The 22,248-nt window shown below is 50.5% G+C and carries 17 protein-coding genes; 14 read left to right on the forward strand and 3 right to left on the reverse strand.

All coding sequences use genetic code 11. From position 1 onward, the window contains the following. The first annotated feature begins 117 nt into the window (after window positions 1-117). The 4 genes from NFS35_RS15920 (at window position 118) to NFS35_RS15935 (ending at window position 6,200) form a co-directional block, all read left to right on the forward strand. Window positions 118-1,833, forward strand: a complete 1,716-nt coding sequence (locus NFS35_RS15920) for an alpha-L-rhamnosidase-related protein (RefSeq protein WP_251208115.1) — start codon at window positions 118-120, stop codon at window positions 1,831-1,833. Beyond that, on the forward strand, window positions 1,817-5,116 hold the full coding sequence (locus NFS35_RS15925; RefSeq protein ID WP_251208116.1) for a hypothetical protein: 3,300 nt from the start codon (window positions 1,817-1,819) through the stop codon (window positions 5,114-5,116). Before NFS35_RS15920 ends, NFS35_RS15925 begins: the two co-directional genes overlap by 17 nt. Before the next feature lie 193 nt (window positions 5,117-5,309). After that, window positions 5,310-5,573, forward strand: coding sequence for a hypothetical protein (locus NFS35_RS15930; RefSeq protein ID WP_251208117.1), 264 nt, complete (start codon window positions 5,310-5,312; stop codon window positions 5,571-5,573). 3 nt (window positions 5,574-5,576) lie between these two features. Next, complete coding sequence (locus tag NFS35_RS15935; RefSeq protein ID WP_251208118.1) at window positions 5,577-6,200, forward strand: hypothetical protein; 624 nt, start codon at window positions 5,577-5,579, stop codon at window positions 6,198-6,200. A 63-nt stretch (window positions 6,201-6,263) separates the two neighbouring features. Here the strand turns inward: NFS35_RS15935 and NFS35_RS15940 are convergent, their stop codons facing one another. Next, the gene (locus NFS35_RS15940) at window positions 6,264-6,740 is read right to left on the reverse strand and encodes a helix-turn-helix domain-containing protein (protein ID WP_251208119.1); all 477 of its coding nucleotides are present in this window, start codon (window positions 6,738-6,740) and stop codon (window positions 6,264-6,266) included. A 403-nt stretch (window positions 6,741-7,143) separates the two neighbouring features. Between NFS35_RS15940 and NFS35_RS15945 the strand changes: the two genes are divergently transcribed. The 4 genes from NFS35_RS15945 to NFS35_RS15960 are packed head-to-tail and all read left to right on the forward strand — an operon-like array spanning window position 7,144 to window position 11,697. Beyond that, window positions 7,144-7,353 (forward strand): hypothetical protein, encoded by a 210-nt coding sequence (locus tag NFS35_RS15945; RefSeq protein ID WP_251208120.1) that lies wholly within the window; start codon window positions 7,144-7,146, stop codon window positions 7,351-7,353. 20 nt (window positions 7,354-7,373) lie between these two features. Continuing rightward, complete coding sequence (locus tag NFS35_RS15950; RefSeq protein ID WP_251208121.1) at window positions 7,374-7,889, forward strand: hypothetical protein; 516 nt, start codon at window positions 7,374-7,376, stop codon at window positions 7,887-7,889. A 50-nt stretch (window positions 7,890-7,939) separates the two neighbouring features. Then, window positions 7,940-9,814: an ABC transporter ATP-binding protein gene (locus NFS35_RS15955; protein WP_251208122.1), complete on the forward strand. Its 1,875-nt coding sequence runs from the start codon at window positions 7,940-7,942 to the stop codon at window positions 9,812-9,814. Further along, on the forward strand, window positions 9,811-11,697 hold the full coding sequence (locus NFS35_RS15960; protein WP_251208123.1) for an ABC transporter ATP-binding protein: 1,887 nt from the start codon (window positions 9,811-9,813) through the stop codon (window positions 11,695-11,697). The genes NFS35_RS15955 and NFS35_RS15960 overlap by 4 nt, the downstream gene beginning before the upstream one ends. A 192-nt stretch (window positions 11,698-11,889) precedes the next feature. On the opposite strand, the gene NFS35_RS15965 is transcribed toward NFS35_RS15960, so the two are convergent. Together NFS35_RS15965 and NFS35_RS15970 are read right to left on the reverse strand one after the other, a co-directional pair. Beyond that, window positions 11,890-12,807, reverse strand: coding sequence for a helix-turn-helix domain-containing protein (locus NFS35_RS15965; protein WP_251208124.1), 918 nt, complete (start codon window positions 12,805-12,807; stop codon window positions 11,890-11,892). After that, window positions 12,794-14,101, reverse strand: coding sequence for a hypothetical protein (locus NFS35_RS15970; RefSeq protein WP_251208125.1), 1,308 nt, complete (start codon window positions 14,099-14,101; stop codon window positions 12,794-12,796). Before NFS35_RS15970 ends, NFS35_RS15965 begins: the two co-directional genes overlap by 14 nt. Window positions 14,102-14,405: 304 nt before the next feature. On the opposite strand from NFS35_RS15970, the gene NFS35_RS15975 reads away from it, so the two are divergent. The 6 genes from NFS35_RS15975 to NFS35_RS16005 all read left to right on the forward strand — a co-directional run bounded on the left by NFS35_RS15975 (window position 14,406) and on the right by NFS35_RS16005 (window position 22,242). Further along, window positions 14,406-16,055 (forward strand): type 2 periplasmic-binding domain-containing protein, encoded by a 1,650-nt coding sequence (locus NFS35_RS15975; RefSeq protein ID WP_251208126.1) that lies wholly within the window; start codon window positions 14,406-14,408, stop codon window positions 16,053-16,055. A gap of 79 nt (window positions 16,056-16,134) precedes the next feature. Beyond that, the gene (locus tag NFS35_RS15980) at window positions 16,135-17,076 is read left to right on the forward strand and encodes an ABC transporter permease (protein ID WP_251208127.1); all 942 of its coding nucleotides are present in this window, start codon (window positions 16,135-16,137) and stop codon (window positions 17,074-17,076) included. Between the two features lie 18 nt (window positions 17,077-17,094). Continuing rightward, entirely contained in the window at window positions 17,095-18,012 is a 918-nt protein-coding gene (locus NFS35_RS15985) for a carbohydrate ABC transporter permease (RefSeq protein WP_251208128.1), read from the forward strand. Between the two features lie 428 nt (window positions 18,013-18,440). Then, on the forward strand, window positions 18,441-20,015 hold the full coding sequence (locus tag NFS35_RS29315; protein ID WP_330640274.1) for a cobalamin-dependent protein: 1,575 nt from the start codon (window positions 18,441-18,443) through the stop codon (window positions 20,013-20,015). A gap of 35 nt (window positions 20,016-20,050) precedes the next feature. Continuing rightward, window positions 20,051-21,070, forward strand: a complete 1,020-nt coding sequence (locus NFS35_RS16000; RefSeq protein WP_251208129.1) for a uroporphyrinogen decarboxylase family protein — start codon at window positions 20,051-20,053, stop codon at window positions 21,068-21,070. A 53-nt stretch (window positions 21,071-21,123) separates the two neighbouring features. After that, a complete protein-coding gene (locus NFS35_RS16005) occupies window positions 21,124-22,242 on the forward strand; it encodes a uroporphyrinogen decarboxylase family protein (protein WP_251208130.1) in 1,119 nt (372 codons plus the stop codon). Window positions 22,243-22,248: the final 6 nt, after the last annotated feature.

Below are 22,248 nucleotides of genomic sequence, written 5' to 3' on the forward strand. Positions count from 1 at the left end.
GAAGCGCTGCGCCCGAATGGGTGAGAACGAAAGAACGGAAAGAGATGTCTGCAAAACTGTATGTCAGGAACAAAAAGCAGACAAGGAGCCGGGCAGAACAGAGAGGAGAAGAACAGCATGACACAAAGGGAAAGAAAGGACATCTTCCGCGTCATGGACGCGGATACCCTGAAGACGGGCAAGGAGGATATCAGGACCAGAAGATTCCTGCTTCCGAAACGGATTCTGTGGACGAAAGGCCATGTGGAGAACAGCCAGACGCTTCTGGAGGACAGGGAGATACAGATTTCCCTGGCAGCACATCAGCCCTGCATCCTGAAGAATGAGGGTGAGGAGAAAGCGTCTGTCCTGTTGGATTACGGCGTGGAGATTCACGGCGGCATCCGCCTGCTGGCCTGGATGGACAGCACGAACAGAGGCGCAAAGGTCCGCGTCCGCTTTGGAGAGTCCGCCTCGGAGGCCATGAGCGAAATCGGCGGCCAGACCAATGCCACCAATGACCACGCCAGAAGAGATATGACTGTTGAGGTGGGCATGATGAGCATGAATCAGCTTGGGGAGAGCGGATTCCGCTTCGTGCGTATCGACCTGGAGGAGCCGGACGTCTCCATTGCCTTAAAGACTGTCTGGGCTGTGCTGATCTACAAAGATGTACCTTACCGGGGCAGCTTTGAATGCAGCGACCCGCTGCTGAACCGCATCTGGGACGTGGGCGCCTACACGGTGCACCTGAACATGCAGGAATACATATGGGACGGCATCAAGAGGGACCGCCTGGTCTGGGTGGGAGACATGCATCCGGAGATTACCACGATTAAAGCAGTGTTCGGCGAGGATTCCGCCGTGGAAGACAGCCTTGACTTTATACGCAAGGAGACCCCGCTGCCCGGCTGGATGAACGGCATGGCGAGTTATTCTATGTGGTATTCCATCATCACCTGGGACTGGTATCAGTATACCGGGAAGAAAGAATTCCTGGAGAAGCAGAGAGAGTATCTGACAGGACTGGCAAAGCTGCTCTCAGAACATATCGATGAGAAAGGACAGGATACGGTAAAAGAGGGACGTTTCCTGGACTGGCCCTCAGAGGGCAGGCTGGCGATAGTGGACGCAGGCGTACAGGCTCTGCATATCTGGGCTGCAAGAAGCCTGGAAAAGATTTTCGATGTTCTGGGAGAGGAAGAGAAGGCTGCGCAGTGCAAAAACGATTTGGAGCGTCTGACGGGGTTCGTGACAGACTATGAGGATTCCAAGCAGGCGGCGGCTCTCTCGGTGCTCATGGGCCAGAAAGATGCCGCGGAGGTAAATGAGACCCTGCTGGGGGCAGGCGGAGCAAAGGGGATGTCCACTTTCATGGGCTATTATATTCTGTCAGCCAGAGGGATGGCCGGGGACTATCAGGGCTGTCTGGACTGCATCCGGGATTACTGGGGCGGGATGCTTAAGCTGGGCGCCACCACGTTCTGGGAGGATTTCGATATAGACTGGATGGAGAATGCGGGACGAATCGATGAACTTCCGAAAGAGGGCGAGGTGGATGTACACAGCACCTACGGCGGCTACTGCTATCAGGGCTATCGCCACAGCTTCTGCCACGGATGGGCCAGCGGCGCCACGCCCTGGCTGTCGGAGAATGTGCTGGGCATACAGATTTTGGAGCCCGGCTGCAGGAAAGTGAAGATAGAGCCTCATCTGGGAGACCTGGATTGGGCGAAAGGAACCTATCCCACGCCTTACGGCGAGATTTCGGTATCCCATGTGAAGCAGGCGGACGGGACGGTGGCCACGACGGTGTCGGCGCCGGAAGAGGTGCAGTTTGAGATACAGGACTGAAGTCAACGCAACGGAACAGACAGCGGTCAGGAAATCCGGGATGGATGTAAGCCTGCGGAAGAGGAAAAGCGCAGGGCGAATAGAATTCACAGAGCAAGGAGACAGGATTATGAATCTGAAAGAAAGACAGAAAATATTTGAAAATCCGACAAAAGAATATCGGGGAAAGCCGTTCTGGTCCTGGAACGGAAAACTGGAGGAGGAAGAGCTGTACCGTCAGGTAGATGTCATAAAGGAGATGGGCTTCGGGGGATATTTCATGCATTCCCGCACCGGCCTGGAGACGGAGTACCTGGGAGACGAGTGGTTCGAGCTGACCAATAAGTGCGCGGATTACGGGCAGAAAGCGGGTCTGGAGTCCTGGCTTTACGATGAGGACCGCTGGCCCTCCGGGAGCGCGGGCGGCATGGTGACCAAAGAAGAGAAATACCGCGCCATGTTCATGGAGATGAATTACCTGACGGAGGATGCCTGGAAAGCATGGCGGCCCGACGAGAATGTCATTGGGGCATATGCGTGCAGAATCGGGACAGATGAAGAGGGATGTCTCAATGGGATTTTTTCCGGAAAGAGAATGCTGCAGGCGGGAGACGACCTGGCGGAGGGAGAGACGGCCATAGAGTTCCGCACCCGCTATTCCGTCTGCAATGACAATTACAACGGCTACTGCTATGTGAACACCATGCACAAGGAGGCCATAGAAAAGTATATCCAGCTGACCCATGAGAAATATAGGGAAAAATGCGGAGATAAGTTCGGCAGGGAGATTATGGGCATCTTCACGGATGAGCCCCACAGGGGCGGCGTGTTCACGAACTTCGCGGAAGGGGAGGTGAATGCCGCTCCCTATACGCCGGATTTGTTCCCGGAATTCGAGAAGCGCTTTGGCTACAGCCTGAAAGAGAACCTGCCGGAGCTTTTCCTCAGAACAGCGGAGGGGGAGATGTCCAAAATCACGAGGGATTATTTTGAACTGTGCCAGGAGCTTTTCCAGGAGCGCTTCGCCATTCCCATCCAGGACTGGTGCAGGGAGAACAAGCTGATTTTCACGGGACATGTGCTCCACGAGGATTCCCTCTGCTGCCAGGCCATCATGCAGGGATCCCTGATGCGCTTCTACGAATATATGGACTATCCCGGAATCGACCTCTTAAGCGAGGGAAACAAATGTTACTGGGTGGCAAAGCAGATTTCCTCCGTGGCCAGACAGCTGGACAAGGAGTGGGTCCTGTCCGAACTTTACGGCTGCACGGGATGGCAGATGAATTTTGAGTCCTACAAGAATGTAGGTGACTGGCAGGCGCTGTTCGGCGTGAACTTAAGATGTCCGCATCTGTCCTGGTACACCATGAAAGGCGAGGCCAAGAGGGACTATCCCGCCAGCATGCTGCATCAGTCCTGCTGGTATCGGGATTATCACTATGTGGAGGACTATTTCTCCAGAATCCATGCCGCGCTGCATGGCGGAAAGCCTGTCTGCAGCCTGCTGGTGCTCAACCCTATCGAGAGCGTCTGGGCCAGGAGCTACAGCGGTTCTTTCGACGGACTTTCCGGCGTGGACAAAGAAATCATCCGTCTGGAGGAGCAGTACGCGGCGCTGTTCCATATCCTTTCCGGCAATCAGATTGACTTCGATTACGGCGAGGAGGACATCATGGCCCGCCATGGAAGAGTGGAGGACGGCGTTCTGTACGTGGGCAGCTGTTCCTACCGCAAGGTTCTGGTGGCAGGCATGGACACCATGCGGGCCAGTACGCTTGCGCTGCTGGAGGAGTTCGCCGCGCAGGGCGGGGAGATTGTCTTCGCCGGCGAGGTTCCGGGTTACGTGGATGTACTCCCTGCGGACAAGGTGGAAAAGCTGGCGGACAGATGCACAAAAGTGCCTTTTGAGGAGGAAACCGTGGCCCGGGCGGCAGAAAGCGGCCTGGAAGTCAGGATTGTGTCTGCGGATCCGGAAGACCGGGAGAGCGGCGCGGTCAAAAAGGATCTCTTCGTGCAGGCTTTCCAGATAGAGGGCGGCCGTATGGTGATGCTGCTGAATGTGAACCGTGAAAAGGGTTACGAAAATATCTCCATAGATTTGGGGCCGGGCGCTTATCTGGAGCTGTGGGATGCCAGAAGCGGCAAGGTGTCAAGGCCTGATTATCAGGTGTCGGACGGAAAAATCCTCCTTACGCTGGATCTGGAAAAGGGCGGGGAGCGGATTTTCCTGATTATGGGAGAGGAGCGCTCCATGGAAGAAGAGCGCTTTGCCGCAGAACGGGAACTGCCTGCGGCGGAGGCCTTTACAGGCAGAGAGCCTGTGGAACTGCCGGAAGCTTTCAGCTATCGTTTGTCGGAGAGGAATATCTGTGTACTGGATATGGTATCCGTGACGGACGACAAGGGAAATGTGATTCCCCGGATGGAGGTACTCAAAGCGGACCGCGCCCTCAGGGATATTCTGGACATCCCTTACCGGGGCGGAGAGATGCTGCAGCCCTGGTATCAGGTAAAGTATAAGGGCGGGAACACGAAGCTGCTGTCTGTGGTCTCGCTGGAATATGACATTGAGATAGCAGTGGTTCCTGAGGATGTTCGGCTGGTGGTAGAAGACTTGACGCATATACGGCAAATTCTGGTGAATGGAAGGGAAATCCCGTTGACCAGCAGAGGGAAATGGATCGACATCTGTTTCGACGAGCTGGAGATTCCGGCGGACTCTTTGGCAAACGGCCGCAATACGATTGCTGTCGCCATGGATTATTACAGCACCTGCGGCATAGAGGCCGCTTATCTGCTGGGAGATTTCGGCGTAGAGATGGCAGCGGATGCGCAGCAGAATGCTGAGGCGGAGGCAGAGGAAGCGAAAGACGGAAAGCGCCTTGCGGGAACCAGGCCGATCCTTGCCAAGCTTCCGGAAAAACTCGTCATTGGTGACATCACGAATCAGGGCCTGCCTTTCTATTCGGGGAGCGTAATCTATGAGCTGGACGAGTCGGCGGAGGGACAAAAGGGCCGCCGCGTAAGCGTGAAAGCCCACGGCTTCGGCGGAGCCCTTGTGAAGATTCACGGCGAAAGTGATGAGACGATTGCATTCCCGCCCTATCAGGCAGATGTGACGAATCTGCGCAGCATCGAAGTGGTTCTGACCAGGAGAAACACGTTTGGTCCTCTCCACCAGTGCCCCAAGGAAGCGCCCGCCTACGGCCCGGGGAACTTTATGACTGTAGGCGAGGGATGGAGCGATGCCTATATGCTTTATCCTCAGGGATTGCTGGAGAAGCCGGAAGTCAGGAGATAGAAGAAACGCTGATATTGATTTTCCCCAAAACCCGACATGGTAATGGATGATAATATGGACTTGGGTTTTGGGGAGAATTTTGTTGTAAAATGAATTATGTTGCCTTATAATAAAAGAAATCATTACCTTATTTCTACATGTTTTCCCTATAGAAAAGTGTATACTGTTGTCTGTAGGGAGGGCGATAGAAGGGATGAAGAATGAAAATACTGGTCAAAACGTACCGGTGGATGAAGAGGAGGTAGACGCTATGCCATCCATTGAATTAGTGGAACATGAAAGAACAGCTTATATAAAAGGGATGGAAGATTATTTGCAGAAATTGAAATCAATGCCGAACAATGAGGCGGTAAAGAAATCCCAAAAAAGCCTGGAAAGTAGCCATATCATATGTGAGGACGGCGAATTTACAGAAAGATACAGCAACACCAGGAAATACGAACAGCGCAGGGGGTGATATATGTACAGCAATTTACCTAATTTGATTATTGGTTTCCATGGTTGCGATTTAGATACCTACAGAAATGTATTGTATAAACACGACAGGCTACAGGCAAGTCATAATTCCTATGATTGGTTGGGAGGCGGAATCTACTTTTGGGAGAATAGTCTGGACAGGGCTGAAGAATGGGCGGTTTCTTATTGCAACAGATACCGTAAAAACCATTCCGGTGAGAAACCGAAAGAGCCTGCGGTCATAGGGGCAGTCATAAGCCTAGGACATTGTTTGGATTTGACGGATTATGGCAGTGCTTCTATTCTCAAGACTGGATATGAAATTTTAAAATTAGAACTGTCTCTGTTAGGTAAGCCTTTGCCAGTGAACAGGGACGTTACAGGAAGTAAGGATCTTTTATTGCGGGAGCGGGATTGTGCTGTCATTGAAAGGATTCATCAGTACAACAGGGAGAACGGCGAAAGACCTTATGACAGTGTCCGCGGAGTGTTCGTTGAGGGGAATCCTGTTTATGAAGATTCAGGAATCATGGAAAAGACGCATACACAGCTATGCATTATAAATCCTAATTGTATCAAAGGCTATTTTAGCCCGCTGTTGCCGGACAGAGAATGGAATATGGTCTGAACCGAATCTGTCAATTCTGACAAATTTTCAGTATAATAATTTTGCTTTAAAAGATAAAAAGCTTCAGCTGCGCAGCTGCGACGGAGTCATCCCGGTAGCCTGTTTGAACTTCCTCCGGAAGCTGGAAGCGTTGACATAGCCCACAGCCAGGCTGACATCGTCAATGGGCATATCCGTGGTAAGCAGCAGTTCTTTCGCTTTTTTCAGGCGCAGCGCCCACACATAGTCGGAAAAATTCTCCCCCATCTCTTTTTTGAACAGATAGCTCATGTAGGCGATGCTCACATGGAAGATGTCCGCCAGATAGGAAATGGAAAAATCCGCGGAGGTGAAATTCTCCTCCACCAGCTGGCCAATCTGTGCGGCATTGATGATCTGATTTTCGGCTTCGGACTCGAAAAGGCCCAGAAGCTGGCCGATATGGGACTGGATTTCCTCTTTCTTTTCCCGGTAGGGGAAACTGCGGCAGAAATACAGGGCCTCAAAATAAAGCTCGCTGTAGTAGAGATACTTGTCGAGGAGAGTTGCAGGAGGGTACAATATTTCAAAGTCCTTTTTGAAAAATGTGTCTCAGGGCTGGCAAAATATCGAAAAGACTAATTTGCCTTAATGAAGGCGATGGTGTATTCGTTAAAATATATAAAGAGCAAATGTATGAAATGTATGTTGTATTTGTTACGAGTGTATTTTATAATAAAAGCAGTTTACAAAAGAAAGCTTTTTGTAAATCAAGAATATAATCTATAAGTTTGCAACTAGCAAAGGAGGCATTATGAAAGGTAAAAAGTAATTTGTGCTATTGATGACTATGCTTGTCATGGCTGTAGGGGGTTCTGGCGGCAACGATAAGTAGCGTGGCGAGATGAGAATCTGAAAGAGCGGATTAGAAAGGTAGGACTACGCGTTTGACAAGGAAGAAAAATATAGAATATCTAAATATATTGTGACAGAGCAAACAGCTCAGGGTGATTTGCTGGCAATGAATATGCGAACGGAAGATTGTATTAAATTGAGAGGAAATGCCATTTCTTGGTTTCGTGAAAGAGAAATGCAGGATAGTTTTCAAGTGGATTTGGATAAAGGGGCAGAGCGATTGACGGAGGGAGGCTTTATTATTCCCATAAAATTTGATGAAGCAAGGTTGGTTTTTTAGGAACTGAACCCACGGCACCATTGTTTGGGGCGGATGCTGTTTATCCAGTAGGATATGAAGGAACTGCTAAAACGAAAGGATTAATGAGTATATATACCATTAATCAGATGCTTGGACTCATTGAAAAAAGCCAGCCGGATATTATATTACATGAATCGCAATCTCAAACAATACCAAATGATAGTGGTGGTTTAAAACAGTATCCAGTAGCCCAAAATGAGCTGATTTTAGCGTGTCAGGCAGATGCATATATATTATGCGTTTCATGTGAAGATAGTGTAGAATATGTTAGACGTACAATTGCATATTTGGAATCGATTTATCCATCAGAAGTAATCGCCATTGCCCTTTCGCCGCTAAAAAAATCGTTAAGATGGTCCGTGCTTAGCCAAAAGAAAAATGTAGTCTCTGAAGAAGAGGAAAGAGCAGCGGTAAATCAATTTCAGGGACTTGGAATTCCTATATATATTTGGCGAAAAGAAGAGCAGTTTACAGAAATGGTGCAGAAATGTATTGACTATTTTTGCGAAGCATGACATGGTGGTAAAGATGCGGATGTTGAAATCTATAGAAAGGCGGTGTTTGTGTGCGACAATCCTTACGGATCCTGAAAGACAATTTAAAGTACTTGTTGAAGCTTGTATGGGGGTACGACAAGTCCCTGTTCGCTTTCTTTGTGGTATTTTCCATAGCAGGGGCGGTGCTGAGCTATATAGAGATCTATGTTCCCAAAATCCTGTTGGGAAGCCTGATTCAGGAAACGCCGATTGACAGGCTGCTTGTGCAGATAGGGCTGCTGAGCCTTGCGATATTGGCCACCACTTTTGTCAGGAGCTGGACGGAAAACCGATATCAGTGCAAATGCGGGCTTGTAAGGACAGATTTGTGCCTGAATCTCCTGACGATTAAGCGGTTTAGGATGCGGTACCCCTATATGGAGAATCCAAAGACCGCGGACAGCCTGGAGAAGGCCAAGTACATATCCTGGAGCTCCAACGCGGGCATAGAGGCAACGCTCAATAACCTCCAGACTTTTACGAGGGGACTTATTTTGTTGATTGGAGTCAGCGCAATCTGCGTCACGCTGAATCCGGCGATTCCTTTGGTGCTGATTGCGACAGCTGTGATTAATCTGCTGCTGGGCAATGCCTCCAAGAAAAAGGATGTGCAGCTTCAGGAGTGGAATGCCTCCTTTGATCGGGAGATAGGGTATCTGAGCGGCAATATGGGAGAGCCGGATTTGGGCAAGGATGTGCGGGTGTATAGGCTAAAGGACTGGTGGCTCAAAAAGTATGCCGCATGCTTAGGTATACGGCTGCAAAATGAGAAGAATTCCCAAAAAACTCTCACGGGCATGAAGCAGATGGCGACATTGCTTAGCATGGCTGCCAATGCCGTTGTATACATATGTCTGATAGGGGATGTGCTTTCAGGGGGGATTAGCATTGATGACTTCCTTTTGTATCTGGGAGCGGCTGCCACGCTGAGCCTTGCTTTTCAGGAGCTGATAGACAGCGCCACCAATATCGCCCAATACTCCAAATGCATCGAGGATTTCCGTCAGGTCATGGAGCTGCCGGAGGAATTCGAGGAGCATTCCATGGAAGAAGGGCATTCCATGAAAGAAAGACATTCCATGGAAGAAGGGCATTCCGGAGAGGAGCTGCCAGAGGCTGCGGAATGGGGCGGCGCGCCGTCCTCGATTCGCTTTGACCGGGTCAGCTACTGCTATCCGGGCAGCGACGCTCCCGTATTGACGGATTTGAGCTTTGAGATTCAAAAAGGGCAGCGCGTCGCCTTGATAGGCATCAACGGCGCGGGAAAGACCACAGCCGTAAAGCTGCTGACAGGACTGCTGGAACCGGATTCCGGCACGATTTTCGTGGATGGCATCGATACCAGGCTGATTCCCAGGCAGCAGCTGTATGACCGCTTCTCTGTGGTGTTCCAGGAAATCAACCAGTATGCGTTCACGGTATCCCAGAACATATCGTTCCAACAGGAGTACGACAGGGAGTGCATGTCTCATGCATTGGATGGGGCGGAAATGCGTACATTGGTAGACGAATTCCCAAAAGGGCTCGACACCATGCTGCGCAAGGACTATGCCACGGATGGGATATTGCTGTCCGGAGGGCAGGCGCAGACCCTGTCCTTGGCCAGGGCGCTCTACAAGGACAGCCCGTTTCTGGTTCTGGACGAGCCTACCGCTGCCTTAGACGCACTGGCGGAGGAAAGGCTCTACCGGCGCTTCGACAGGATTATGCAGGGCAAGACAGTCCTGTTCATTTCGCACAGACTGGCCAGCACGCGGTTCTGCGACCGCATCGTGGTGATTGACGGTGGGTCAGTCCGCGAGGAGGGAACCCACGAGGAGCTGCTCCGGGCTGGCGGGCTTTACGCCAGGATGTACGAGAGCCAGTCCTCCAGATACGCGGAGGAGAAAGGGGAGGCGTCATGAACAAACCGCGGAATTGCAAGGAGAATGTGGCATTATTTACCTTTTTTCTAAAGGAGACCAGACGGTGCTCCAGATGGTTCGTGCCGGTCAGCTTCGCCATCATGGTGATTCAGGCACTGCGCCCTTTTCTGCTGGCCTATCTGCCCAGCCTGCTGATTGACGAGCTGACCCAGGGGCGGCGTCTTTCTGCCGTTATAGCGTATACGGTTGCGGTGGTGGCTGGCGAGGGGATTTTGGGCCTGTTGGTACAGGAGCTGCAGAAAAAGCAGAATGTGGAAAGCATGAGGGTGAACCGCCAGATGGAGATGAACGTATCTGTGACGATGGCGGATGTGCCCTATGCCAGGCTGGAGGACAAGGAATTCCTGGATTTCCGCCAGACCTACTTAAGCGGGCAGAGCCGCTCCTCGCAGATAGCGTATGTCATGGTGAGGGCTTTCCATATCGGCTCCTGCCTTTTGATGCTCGGGGGGTATGCCCTGCTCCTGGTGCGGCTCCTGGTAACGGATAGGGCCGGCATTTCCTCGGGCGTGTTGGTGGTGAACTTCCTGGTGTCGAATACCTGGATCTGGCTGCTTGTCATCGCGGGCATGAGCATTTATTCCTCGCGCCTAAAGGTGCAGGCGGACAACATGTATACGAAGATGGTGGAGGAATTCGCGCCGACGGAGCGGGCATATGCCTATTACCAGAAGATTGGAAAGGACCAGGTGTGCGCAAAGGATATCCGGCTGTTCCGGTTCTATCCGCTGCTTTCCGCCTATATGGAGGACTACCGGAAAGCGGCAAGGAAAGTGGAGTGCAGGCTCTCTGATGCCACGCTACGGCGCACCGCTCCGGCGGAAATCTGCTTGAAGGTGCAGACACTGCTGATCTACATCTTGGTGACCATGAAAGTATACGTAAAAGCGATTACATTTGGCCAATTCTATATGTATGCCAATGTCATCCGCAATACCATTGCGGCGCTGTCCGAGATGCTGGACGACATCACCAGTGTCCGCTATGCTTTCGGATTCCACTATGCTTATCAGGCGCTGATGGAAGAGGGCGCCATTAATGCGGGAGAGAGCGCGGAGGGAGCGGACGAAAAAAGTCAGATGCAGGAAAACTTCGCAGATGCTTCATTCAAGAGCCTTGAGTTCGAGGATGTCTGGTTCCGGTATCCGGGAAGCGAAGCCTGGGTGATCCAGGGCTTTTCCGGAAAGATAGAAGCAGGACAGAAAGTCAGCATCGTGGGAATGAACGGAGCGGGGAAGACCACTTTGATTAAGCTTCTGCACAGATTCTATCAGCCAGAGCGCGGGAGAATCCTGCTGAATGGGGCCGATATTAGCTCCTACCCATATGAGGCTTATTGGAAACTGTTCTCCACGGTATTCCAGGATGTCCATTACTTTGCCTATTCTGCGGGAGAGAATGTGGCTGTGGCTGCGGACATGGATTCAGAGAGGGTTGGCCAGGCGCTGGGCAAAGTAGGGCTGGCGGAAATGCTCTCCGGGCATAAGGGGCGTGACACGGAGCTGACAAGGGAGTTTTCCGAGGAGGGCGTCATCCTGTCCGGCGGGGAGGCACAGAAGCTCGCCATAGCTAGGGCCTTTTACAAGGATGCTCCCATCTATGTGTTCGATGAGCCGACGGCGGCGCTGGATCCATTGGCAGAGAAAGAGATTGTGGACTGCTTTGACGAATACACGCGCAGCAAGACAGTGATCTATATCTCCCACCGTATGGCGAGCTGCCGGAATTCCGATAAAATATTCGTGGTAGACCATGGGCACCTGGCCGAGTGCGGAACCCATGAACAGCTTGTGGCAGCGAAAGGGATTTATGGGCAGCTGTGGTCTGCACAGGCGCAGTGGTATATGAAAGCTGGCATTTGATGGATTGTGCAGGAAGGAAAGAGATAGAATGGAAATTATTGTGCCTACAGTTTAGTTATGTTGCAAGTAAAGGATTCCATTTCGGAATCGGACAGAAGATGGTTATGTGGATGGAACTGCAGACTTCTGAATCAAAGAATTATGAATTCAGAAGTCTGCTTTCTATTGGGGGGAAAGCGTAAGGAATCGGCTTCAGCAGCGCAGCTGCGACGGCGTCATTCCCATAGCCTGCTTGAACTTCCGGCGGAAGCTGGAGGTATTGACATAGCCCACAGCTAGGCTGACATCGTCAATGGGCATATCCGTGGTAAGCAGCAGTTCTTTCGCTTTTTTCAGGCGCAACGCCCACACATAGTCGGAAAAATTCTCCCCCATCTCTTTTTTGAACAGATAGCTCATGTATGCGATGCTCACATGGAAGATATCCGCCAGATAGGAAATGGAAAAATCCGCGGAGGTGAAATTCTCCTCCACCAGCTGGCCAATCTGCGCGGCATTGATGATCTGATTTTTGGCTTCGGACTCGAAAAGGCCCAGAAGCTGTCCGATATGGGACTGGATTTCCGCCTTTTTTTCCCGGTAGGGGAAGCTGCGGCAGAAATACAGGGCCTCAAAATAAAGCTCGCTGTAATCCTTGAATTTGACGTTCATCTGGTTCATGGCATTTATGATGGCGGTCAGAATGTCTATGAGCACACAGCGCACAAAAAAGTCAGGCAGGGTGTTTTCCATGGAAAAAGAACTGTCTATCAGGGCAAAGAGCTGCCGGATTCTGGATTCCGCGTCCGGGAAATCATGTTCTTTCAGGGCCTGCGCCAGTCCGTCAAGTAGGTCATAGGGATAGGCCAGAGTATGCCCTCCGCGCAGAGAGGGATCCATGGCGCGGAAAGAGACTACAGAGTCATGGTCCCATGCGCTGCTGGCGAGCAGTGCGTTTTCATAGAGGGAGGGAATGTCCAGAGGAGAAGAGGAGCCATTGCTTAAGGCGGACAGGTAATCCTTTTCCTCGCAGTAATTCTCCAGTAAAGCGAGCAGCGCCTCCTCCTTGTTCTGCTCCGGTCCGGCATAGCTTAACAGGAACATGGCGTTATCATCGTCATATTCCAGCATCAGACAGGAACTTTTTTCCGGCAGTGCGTTTTTGAGGAACTGCGCGGTTTCCTGAACCAGTGTCTCCGGATTGGCCGCAAGTCTGATAGGGGGGGGTAATTCTCATGCGCAGCGCGAATATCAGGTCGTCAGGCTCCAGCGTAAAGAAAGAATCTACGTTGTCAAGGAGGTTCTGGGTATGATTCTCAAACAGGATGGAATCAAAAATGGACTTTTGCATGGAAAGCCTGTATTTCTCTATTTTCTTCTGCAGATTCTGGTTCTCCGTGGCAACATCGGAAAACGCCAGATCCAGCTGTTCCAGGTAACTTTGGTCGGGCGCGGGATTCTTCACGATTTTCTGAGTGAGCCTGCGCAGCGGCAGATAGGTTCTGCCCATGGCGTACAGCACGATGAAGATACTAGCGATGCCTAGAAAAAACAGGACGATATAAGTGCGGGAAAATATCTGGTTCGTCCGGGACATCAATGCCCTGTTGGAAATCAGGGCGGTCACGGAAAAATCACTGTACAGGCCTGTGCAGGTCTGTACAGTGGTCTGTGAATCCAGCTGAAGGATGCCGTCATCGCTTTCGGCAGAAGAAAGATAGGGCGTAAGCAAATCCTGATTGATGCCAACGGCAGTCTGGCCGGAAGAATCTACCAGCGCCGTGGCAAGGATCTCATCGGAAACGATGCTTTTGAGCATGTTCTGGATTCTGACCTCATTGATTACATAAAAAATGATATAATTGTTTCCGATATCATTATATGGATAATACAACAGGCAGGAGGACTCCTCGTTCTTCAGGTATATCAGTTGATTTGTGATGGAGTTCTGATAGGAATCGGGACAGAAAGTGATAGATTTCGCACCCCGATAGATATGGAAACTGCCTTCATCATATACTACATATTTGCCTGATGAGTAGATGTCATCATTTAGTCTGTCATAATACACGATATATTCCACCAGTTCGTTGGCGATGGCATAGGAATTAACCTCGCGGAAAGCCACATAACGGCTCCAGGAGCTACTGTCATACCTGGATAGTATCAGGTTGATATTACTTATGAGAGAGTGGTTGGTCCGGTCGATTGCCATCAGCCCGTCGGAAAACTCTTCTTTTATGTAGTTCAGCTGCCTGTCGGCCTGTTCATTGAGCATATCGAGATATGACTTGGACAATTGGCCATGTATGATAAAGAAGAAGCTGACCATCAGGAAAAATAACGGTAAAAAATAGGACAAAAAATAACGAATCATTGTATGATGTGCATAATGGTTCTTATTGAATTTCTGCATTTTCTTCATTCAAATCCTCCCGAAAGTTAGTATACTATAAAAATGTCGGTTCTGCAAGCAAGTGGACAATATTTATAGGACAATATTTACAAAAAGGTATTTGAAAATTGTACGCTGCAAAAGTAAAGCAAGATGACAAACGCTGTAAATGAGCAGCGTACATACATCAAAAATGGTTTTGAAAAGTGTATCTTGATTCTTTTTACATGAAATTTTACAATAAAAAACAAGATTCCACATGAGAGGCGCCTCTTGATGAATCTGGAACAATAAAAAGATAAGTAGTTTTATGCAAAAAAAGTAAGGAGAGATTATGAAAGTTAAAAAAGTAGCGACACTTTTGATGGCGGTCGTAATGACGATGTCTGTTATGGCTGGCTGTGGATCCGATCCGGCACCCTCCAGTTCCGGTAATGACAGCCAGGGCGGACAGGAAGAATCTTCCAAAGAAGGGGCGGATGCGGGCGAGGAAAATAATGAAGGAAACGGCGGCGCGGCTGCTGGAGATTCTATCACATTCCCTCTTGCGGAGACCATGGAGTTCACCTGCTTTTCCGGTCTGAACGGAGAGAACGCGCTGGAGAACACATTGACGATGCAGGTTATGATGGAAGATGCCAATATCCATGTTTCATTTGATAATGTACTTACCTCTGAGATGACAGAGAAGAGGAACCTGATTCTGGCTTCCGGAGAGTATCCCGAGCTGTTCATTAAGGCAGGCTTTGGCATAGGCGATTTGACAAAGTACGGCGGACAGGGAATCCTGATTCCTTTGGAGGATCTGATTCGGCAGTATGCTCCGAATCTGACAGCTGTATTGGATGAGAGAGATGCATGGCAGTATATGACTTCAGCAGACGGACATATCTATTCCCTGCCTGAAATCGGAAGACAGGAAGGTGCCATCACCACTTACTGGCTCAACAAGAGATGGATGGACAATCTGGGTCTGAAAGAGCCTACCAGCTTTGATGAGCTGTATGATGTGTTGAAAGCGTTCAAAGAGCAGGATGCGAACGGCAACGGCGATCCCGATGATGAGATTCCCTGGTTCGCAAATGCGGGCGTTACCGTATTCAATATCCTAGCATATGAGGATTACGCATACGATCAGGGCACGAGATGTGCCGTCATCGACGGAAATCTGACCTACATCCCTACGGATGACAGATTCAAGAACTTTATCGAGTTCGTGACCAAGTGCTATGCAGACGGGCTTTTGAACCAGGATTGTTTCACGGTAGCCCATGACCAGCAGGGCGCTATCGGCCAGACCGGCGATGTATTGGGTTCTTTCTTTGACGCAGGCGCGTTCCTGACAGTAGGCCGTGACAATGACGATGATTATATCGCATTGACGCCGTTCCAGAAAGGAAGCTACCCCCTGAATACCGGTATCACTCCCGGAACACTGGCAATCACTGATAAGTGCGAGAATCCCGAAGTGGTAATTGCCTGGTTTGACAGACTGTATTCCCAGGAAGGCGGTATGCTGGCATGGCTGGGCGTGGAAGGAAAGACCTATCAGATTAACGATGAGGGAGACTGGGAGTGGATTCTTGACGGAGACTACGGCAGTGAAATCGCAGATGTACGTGCTTCCGCGACGATGCAGGGCGCCATCAACCATCCCTCAATCATCCCTGATTTCTGGTACAGCAACATGTCCGCGGCAATCGATCCCGACGAAGTATATCTGAACGGCGAGAGATTAAAAATCGCGGAAGGCGGCAAAGTTCCTCTTCCTATGATGAGATATGAGGAAGCTGACAATGCGGAGCTGGCTACGCTGAAGACAGACATTGATTCCTATATTACTACCTATGTTGCCCAGGTGGCGACAGGCGAGGGCGGCATGACCCTTGAGGGCAGCTGGGATGAGTACATCGAGACCATGAAGGCAATGAACGTAGACCGTATGATTGAGATTTACCAGAAGACTTATGACGCAGGGAAGTAAAGCTATCATTTGATAAAGATTTCTAAAATTGGGGAATGACGATGAGCCATTCCCCTATGACTTAGAAAGGAGTGTCTTAATGGCAGGAATAGTAAAAAAGGAAAAGGAGAACCTTGGCCGCAGGCTCCTCAGGGATATGAAGAAGAATTGGATTCTCTATGTGATGATTCTGCCGGTGGTAATCTATTATATCACCTTTTCTTATGCTCCCATGTATGGCATACAGCTTGCGTTCAGGGACTATAAGGTAAAGCAGGGAATTATGGGAAGTCCCTGGGTGGGCTTCTCGCATTTTCAGAGGTTCTTCAGTGCATACAATTTCAAGCAGTTGATTTTCAACACACTCGGAATCAGTATATATAGTTTTTTGGCAGGATTTCCTATCCCTATCATTTTTGCTCTGATGCTTAATTATCTGAATAATAAGTACCTGAAGAAGACGGTCCAGATGGTTTCCTATGCCCCGTATTTCATTTCCACGGTGGTCATCTGCGGCATGATCAGCATTTTCACGAATGTGGATACAGGTATTTTCAATACAATCCGTAATTTCTTTGGACTGGAATCCGTTGATTTCCTTTCTAAAGCGAAGTGGTTCAAATCCATCTATGTCTGGACGGGCGTATGGCAGGGGATGGGCTGGAGTTCCATCATATACATATCGGCTCTGTCAGGTGTGGATTACGAACTGCATGAGGCGGCTATCGTGGACGGCGCTACCAAAATTCAGCGTATGATTCATGTGGATCTTCCTTCCATCAAACCCACCATCATCATGCTGCTGATTCTGCAGATGGGCTCCCTGATGAGCGTCGGATTCGAGAAGGTCTATCTGTTGAAGAACACATTGAATGCCAGCGCTGCAAATGTCATATCCACTTATACCTATGAAGTCGGTCTGATCAACAGCGACTACGGATATTCTACGGCAGTGGGTCTCTTTAACGCGATAATCAATGTGTTCCTGTTGGTGACGGCAAACCAGCTGAGCAAGAGAATTGCACAAGAAAGCCTGTTTTAGGCAGGAGGAGGGAAAAGAATGAAGGCAATGGAACATGGTATGAAAGTAAAACGTTCCTACTCGGACAAAATCTTTGACGTGGTCAATATCATCGTCATGCTCATCCTGCTGGTCATCTTCACATGGCCTCTATGGTTTGTGGTCATTGCGTCTTTCAGCGATCCGAACGAGGTATGGATGGGGAACGTTCTGCTGCTGCCGAAAAAGATTACATTGATAGCTTACGAAGAGCTGCTCAATTATTCTTCCATCTGGACAGGTTACAAGAATACGATTTTCTATACAGTTGTAGGTACTCTGGTAAACCTGGTCATGACGGTGTGTGCGGCGTATCCGCTTTCCAGAAAGGATTTCGTGCCCCGCAATTTCTTAATGATTCTTTTCATGATAACCATGTATTTCAGCGGCGGGCTGATTCCCACCTATCTGGTGGTCAATAAGCTCCATCTGCTGAATACCCGCTGGGCCATGATTATCCCGGGCGCGTGCTCTATCTATAATGTTATCATCACCCGGACTTATTTTATGAACAGCATTCCTCATGAACTTCAGGAAGCGGCTACTCTGGATGGCGCGAATTCTTTCCAATATCTCATGAAAGTCGTGCTGCCTTTGTCCAAGCCCATCATGGCAGTTATCGGTCTGTACTATGCGGTAGGACACTGGAATGACTTCTACACTGCTCTGATTTACCTGAACAGTGAAAAGCTTCTTCCGCTGCAGTCTTTCCTGAGAGATCTGCTGATGCGGGCACAGACCACGATGAATGTGAATATGTCGGGAATGGATGCGGCTTCTATCGAAGCAAAGATGAAGCTGGCACAAACTCTGAAGTACAGTGTCATCATCGTGTCAACCGTGCCGGTGCTGTGCATCTATCCTTTCATCCAGAAGTATTTCGTGAAAGGTGTCATGATTGGTTCCGTAAAGGGTTGACGGAAAATGCGCAAAGATCAGTTGTATTATCTGCAGGCTTCTGGATGAAGGGATTCAGGAGCCTGTTTTGTATACAAAAAATCCGCTGCAGGCATAATGCAAGTATGTGGTTTTGTTTCCTTTCCTCCGGATAAAAAGCATTCAAGCCCTATTTTACTCCTCCGGATTTTGTGCTATATTGATAAAAAGCCCTAGCGGCGTTCGAGGACCGGTATGAATTCGATATGGCCCATCTGTTCGGCGGCCCGGAATCTTTCAGGGATGATGTGCTTTAGCGGATACGAACGGAAAATGAGGAGATGACGCCAGATTTGCCGGTGGGCGCAGTTCAGGAGGGTCTTCAGGCTGCTGCGGGGAAAAAGGCGGATCCGCAGGAGCGGCGCTCTTCTGGTTGGGGATAGCCTTGAATGAGGCTGGAGAGGTAGAGGATGATAGATTCAGGCGGACAGCCTTCAAAACTGAAAAAAGAAGAGTGGCTGAAAGAAAATCCCATTTATCAAAACACTGTTTCATGTGAGAAAAGATTCAACCCGGACTTTTCCCTGTCCCAGCTGCATTTCCACGAATTTGTGGAAGTCAGTATCATCGCGGAGGGATACGGAATCCACCGCATCTGGAACAGGATATTTGAGTGCAGAAAAGGCGACGTCTACGTCCTGAACGCGGGAGTGCCTCACGAGTATTTTGTGAAAGACGGGAAAGAAAAGCTGGTCATCCAGAATCTGCTGTTTGACGCGGAGGACTGGTTTGCGGGAGATTTGGCTGCGCCGGACAGTCCTCGTTTCTGTTATGGAATTTTTGACGAGAATCTGCTGTCCGCCTATGTGACCCTGAAAGGCCGCTCCATGGAGGCGGTGGAAAAAATCTATCAGACAATTGAGAAAGAGACCGAGGAAAAGAATCCGGAGTGGATGGAGGTCACGAAAGCGCAGCTGATGCTGCTTTTAATTACCATAAAGCGCCATCTGGAGGAATCAGCCGCTGACGGCTCTGTCTCACCGAAGGACAGGATGGTAGTGTCCACTGTGATGCGACTGGTAATAGAACGTTATTCCGATAAAGAACTGACGCTGGAGAGCATCGCATCCTCCCTGTTTATGAGCAAATCCTATTTGAGCAAGCTGTTCTGGCGGGTCACGGGAGAGCATTTTTCCGAGTATCTCCGGAGTGTACGTCTGCAGCAGGCCTGCAGACTGCTGCGGGAGACGCAGCTGACCAATGAGCAGATTGTATACGGATGCGGGCTGAAAGATGTACCGTCATTCTACCAGCTATTCAAAGCAAAGCTTTCCATGACACCCAACAGATACCGAACAGAGACAAGAAATGAAACACAATATAAAGAAAGAAGAGGAGAATATCAAATGAGCATTTTGACAGACATTTCAGGGAACCTGCAGCGCGGCAAGGCTAAGATTGTGAAGGAGCTGGTGCAGAAAGCGGTGGATGAGGGCATCCCTGTGGAGCAGATTTTGAGCGAGGGCCTGCTGGACGGCATGAGCGTGGTGGGCGAGAAGTTCAAGAACAATGAAGTGTACGTGCCTGAGGTGCTGGTAGCTGCCAGGGCCATGAACATGGGCGCGCAGATTCTGAAGCCCCTGATGGCGGAGGCGGGCGTAAAGGCTACGGGCAAGGTCTGCATCGGTACTGTCCAGGGCGACCTCCACGATATCGGCAAGAATCTGGTGAAGATGATGATGGAGGGCAAGGGACTGGAGGTTGTGGATCTGGGCACGGATGTGGCTCCTGAGACCTATGTCCAGACTGCCATTGAGCAGAATTGCCAGGTAATCTGCTGCTCCGCACTGCTGACAACCACTATGGGCGTCATGGAGGAAGTGGTAAAGAAGGCGGAGGAGGCAGGCATCCGTGACAAGGTGAAGATTATGATCGGCGGCGCGCCTGTGACGGAAGAGTACTGCCAGAAAATCGGCGCGGACAAGTATACGCCGGATGCCGCCAGCGCTGCGGATGCCGCCGTGGTCCTCTGTGCTGCCGGTTAAACCCTAAAAACAAAGAAAGAGACGGTTATTATTATATGAAGAGAGATATGCGTAAATGGCTGGAGGAGCTTCAGGCTGCCCCGGTAAAGAAAGCCATGCCGATTCTTTCCTTTCCGGCGGTGCAGCTGCTGGGAATCAGCGTGAAAGAGCTGATTTCCGACAGCGACAGGCAGGCGAAAGGCATGCAGCTGGTGGCGGAGCGGACAGATGCCGCCGCCGCGGTGAGCCTGATGGACCTTTCCGTGGAGGCGGAGTGCTTCGGCTCCCGGATTCGGGTGACCGACAAGGAAGTGCCCACTGTCACGGGAAGAATCGTGGAGGACGAGGAGGGCGCAAAGGCTCTGAAGGTTCCTGAAGTGGGGAGCGCGAGGAGCGGGCTGTATGTGGATGCTATAAAAAAAGCTGTACAGCTGATCACCGACAGGCCGGTCTTTGCCGGAGCCATCGGGCCTTTTTCCCTTGCGGCCCGTCTGCTGGATGTGACGGAGATCATGATGGAATGCTATGATGAGCCGGATATGGTGCACCTGGTGATGGAGAAAGCCACTTCTTTCCTGATTGAATACTGCAAGGCCTATAAAGCGGCAGGAGCCAACGGCATCGTCCTGGCGGAGCCGGTGACAGGCCTGCTGTCCCCCGCTCTGGCGGAGGAGTTCTCGGCGCCTTATGTGAAGCGGTTGGTGGACGCAGTGCAGGACGACTGCTTTATAGTCATCTATCATAACTGCGGGAACAATACCATTCAGATGATTGATTCCATCCTGGAGACCGGGGCGGCGGCTTATCATTTCGGAAATGCCATCGACATGGCAGAGATGATGACGCATATCCCGGCGCAGACCGTGGCCATGGGGAATGTGGATCCCGCCGGGGAGTTCTTCCAGGGGACGCCGGAGTCCGTCCGCAGCGCCACGCTGCAGGTGATGGAGAAATGCTGTTCTTACCCGAACTTCGTCATTTCCTCCGGATGTGATATCCCTCCCATGTCGAAGTGGGAGAATATCGAGGCTTTCTTCGGGGCTGTGAAAGAATATTACGAGGGTCAGGCTGACTGAGGTAAGTAGCGCCTGCGGCGGAGAGCTGCAGGCACGGAAAGAGAGAGGATTTTATGACAAACAGAGAACGGGCAATGAACATTCTGCATTTTCAGCCGGTAGACCGTTTCCCGGCGGTTCACTTCGGCTACTGGAGCGAGCTTTTGGAGGAATGGGCTGAGCAGGGCAAGATTCCAAAAGACCTGGCTGTGGATAATTATGACGGCAGCGAGAAGGACAGAGAGCTGGATAAGCTGATTGGCTGGGATTTCAACTGGAGCCAGACGACTGGTTCCAGGAACGGGCTGTTTCCCGCCTTTGAGTACAAAGTGCTGGAGACCCTGCCGGACGGCACACAGCGTGTCCAGAACAATGTGGGCCTGATTGAGCGCGTCAAGCCGGGTGTGGCGTCGATTCCCTCAGAGGATGACTATGTCCTGAAGGACAGAGAGGCCTTTGAGACTCTCTACAAGCCGAAGATGCTCTATGCGCCCGAGCGTGTGGATGTGGAGTATTATAAGCATTTCAATGAGACTCGCCCTCAGGACATCCCGGTGGGGCTGCATGTGGGAAGTCTGCTGGGGGACATCAGGAATATGGTCTCAGTGGTGGGAATGAGCTACCTGATTTATGATGAGGATGAGGAGCTGTTCGCGGATATCGTGGATACTTACGCGGAAATGCAATATCAGTGCGTAAAGACGATACTGGAGACGGGAGCGAAATTCGACTTTGCTCATTACTGGGAGGATATCTGCTTCAAGAACGGTCCCCTGATCGCGCCGGATCTGTTCGACGAGCTCTGCGCGAAGCATTATAAGAAGAGGAACGATTTGTGCCATCAGTACGGAATCGACATCATTTCCCTGGACTGTGACGGCGTGACGGAGAAGCTGCTGCCCACCTGGTTTGAGAACGGCGTGAACACCATGTTCCCCATCGAGATAGGCGTGTGGGGCGATCAGTTCGAGGCGGCCCGCAATAAATTCGGCAAGGGGATGCTGGGAGTAGGCGGCATGGACAAGACGGCTTTCCGCAAGGACAAAGCCGCGGTTGACGAGGAAATCAAACGGATGCAGCGTCTGGCGGGACTGGGAGGCTTTATTCCCTGTCCGGATCACAGGATTATGCCCGGCTCCAAGTTCGAGCTGGTGCAGTACTATGCCGAGGAAATCAAGAAAATCAAAGTATGATTCACA

The organism is Acetatifactor aquisgranensis (assembly GCF_943193215.1).
Taxonomy (GTDB): domain Bacteria; phylum Bacillota; class Clostridia; order Lachnospirales; family Lachnospiraceae; genus Acetatifactor; species Acetatifactor aquisgranensis.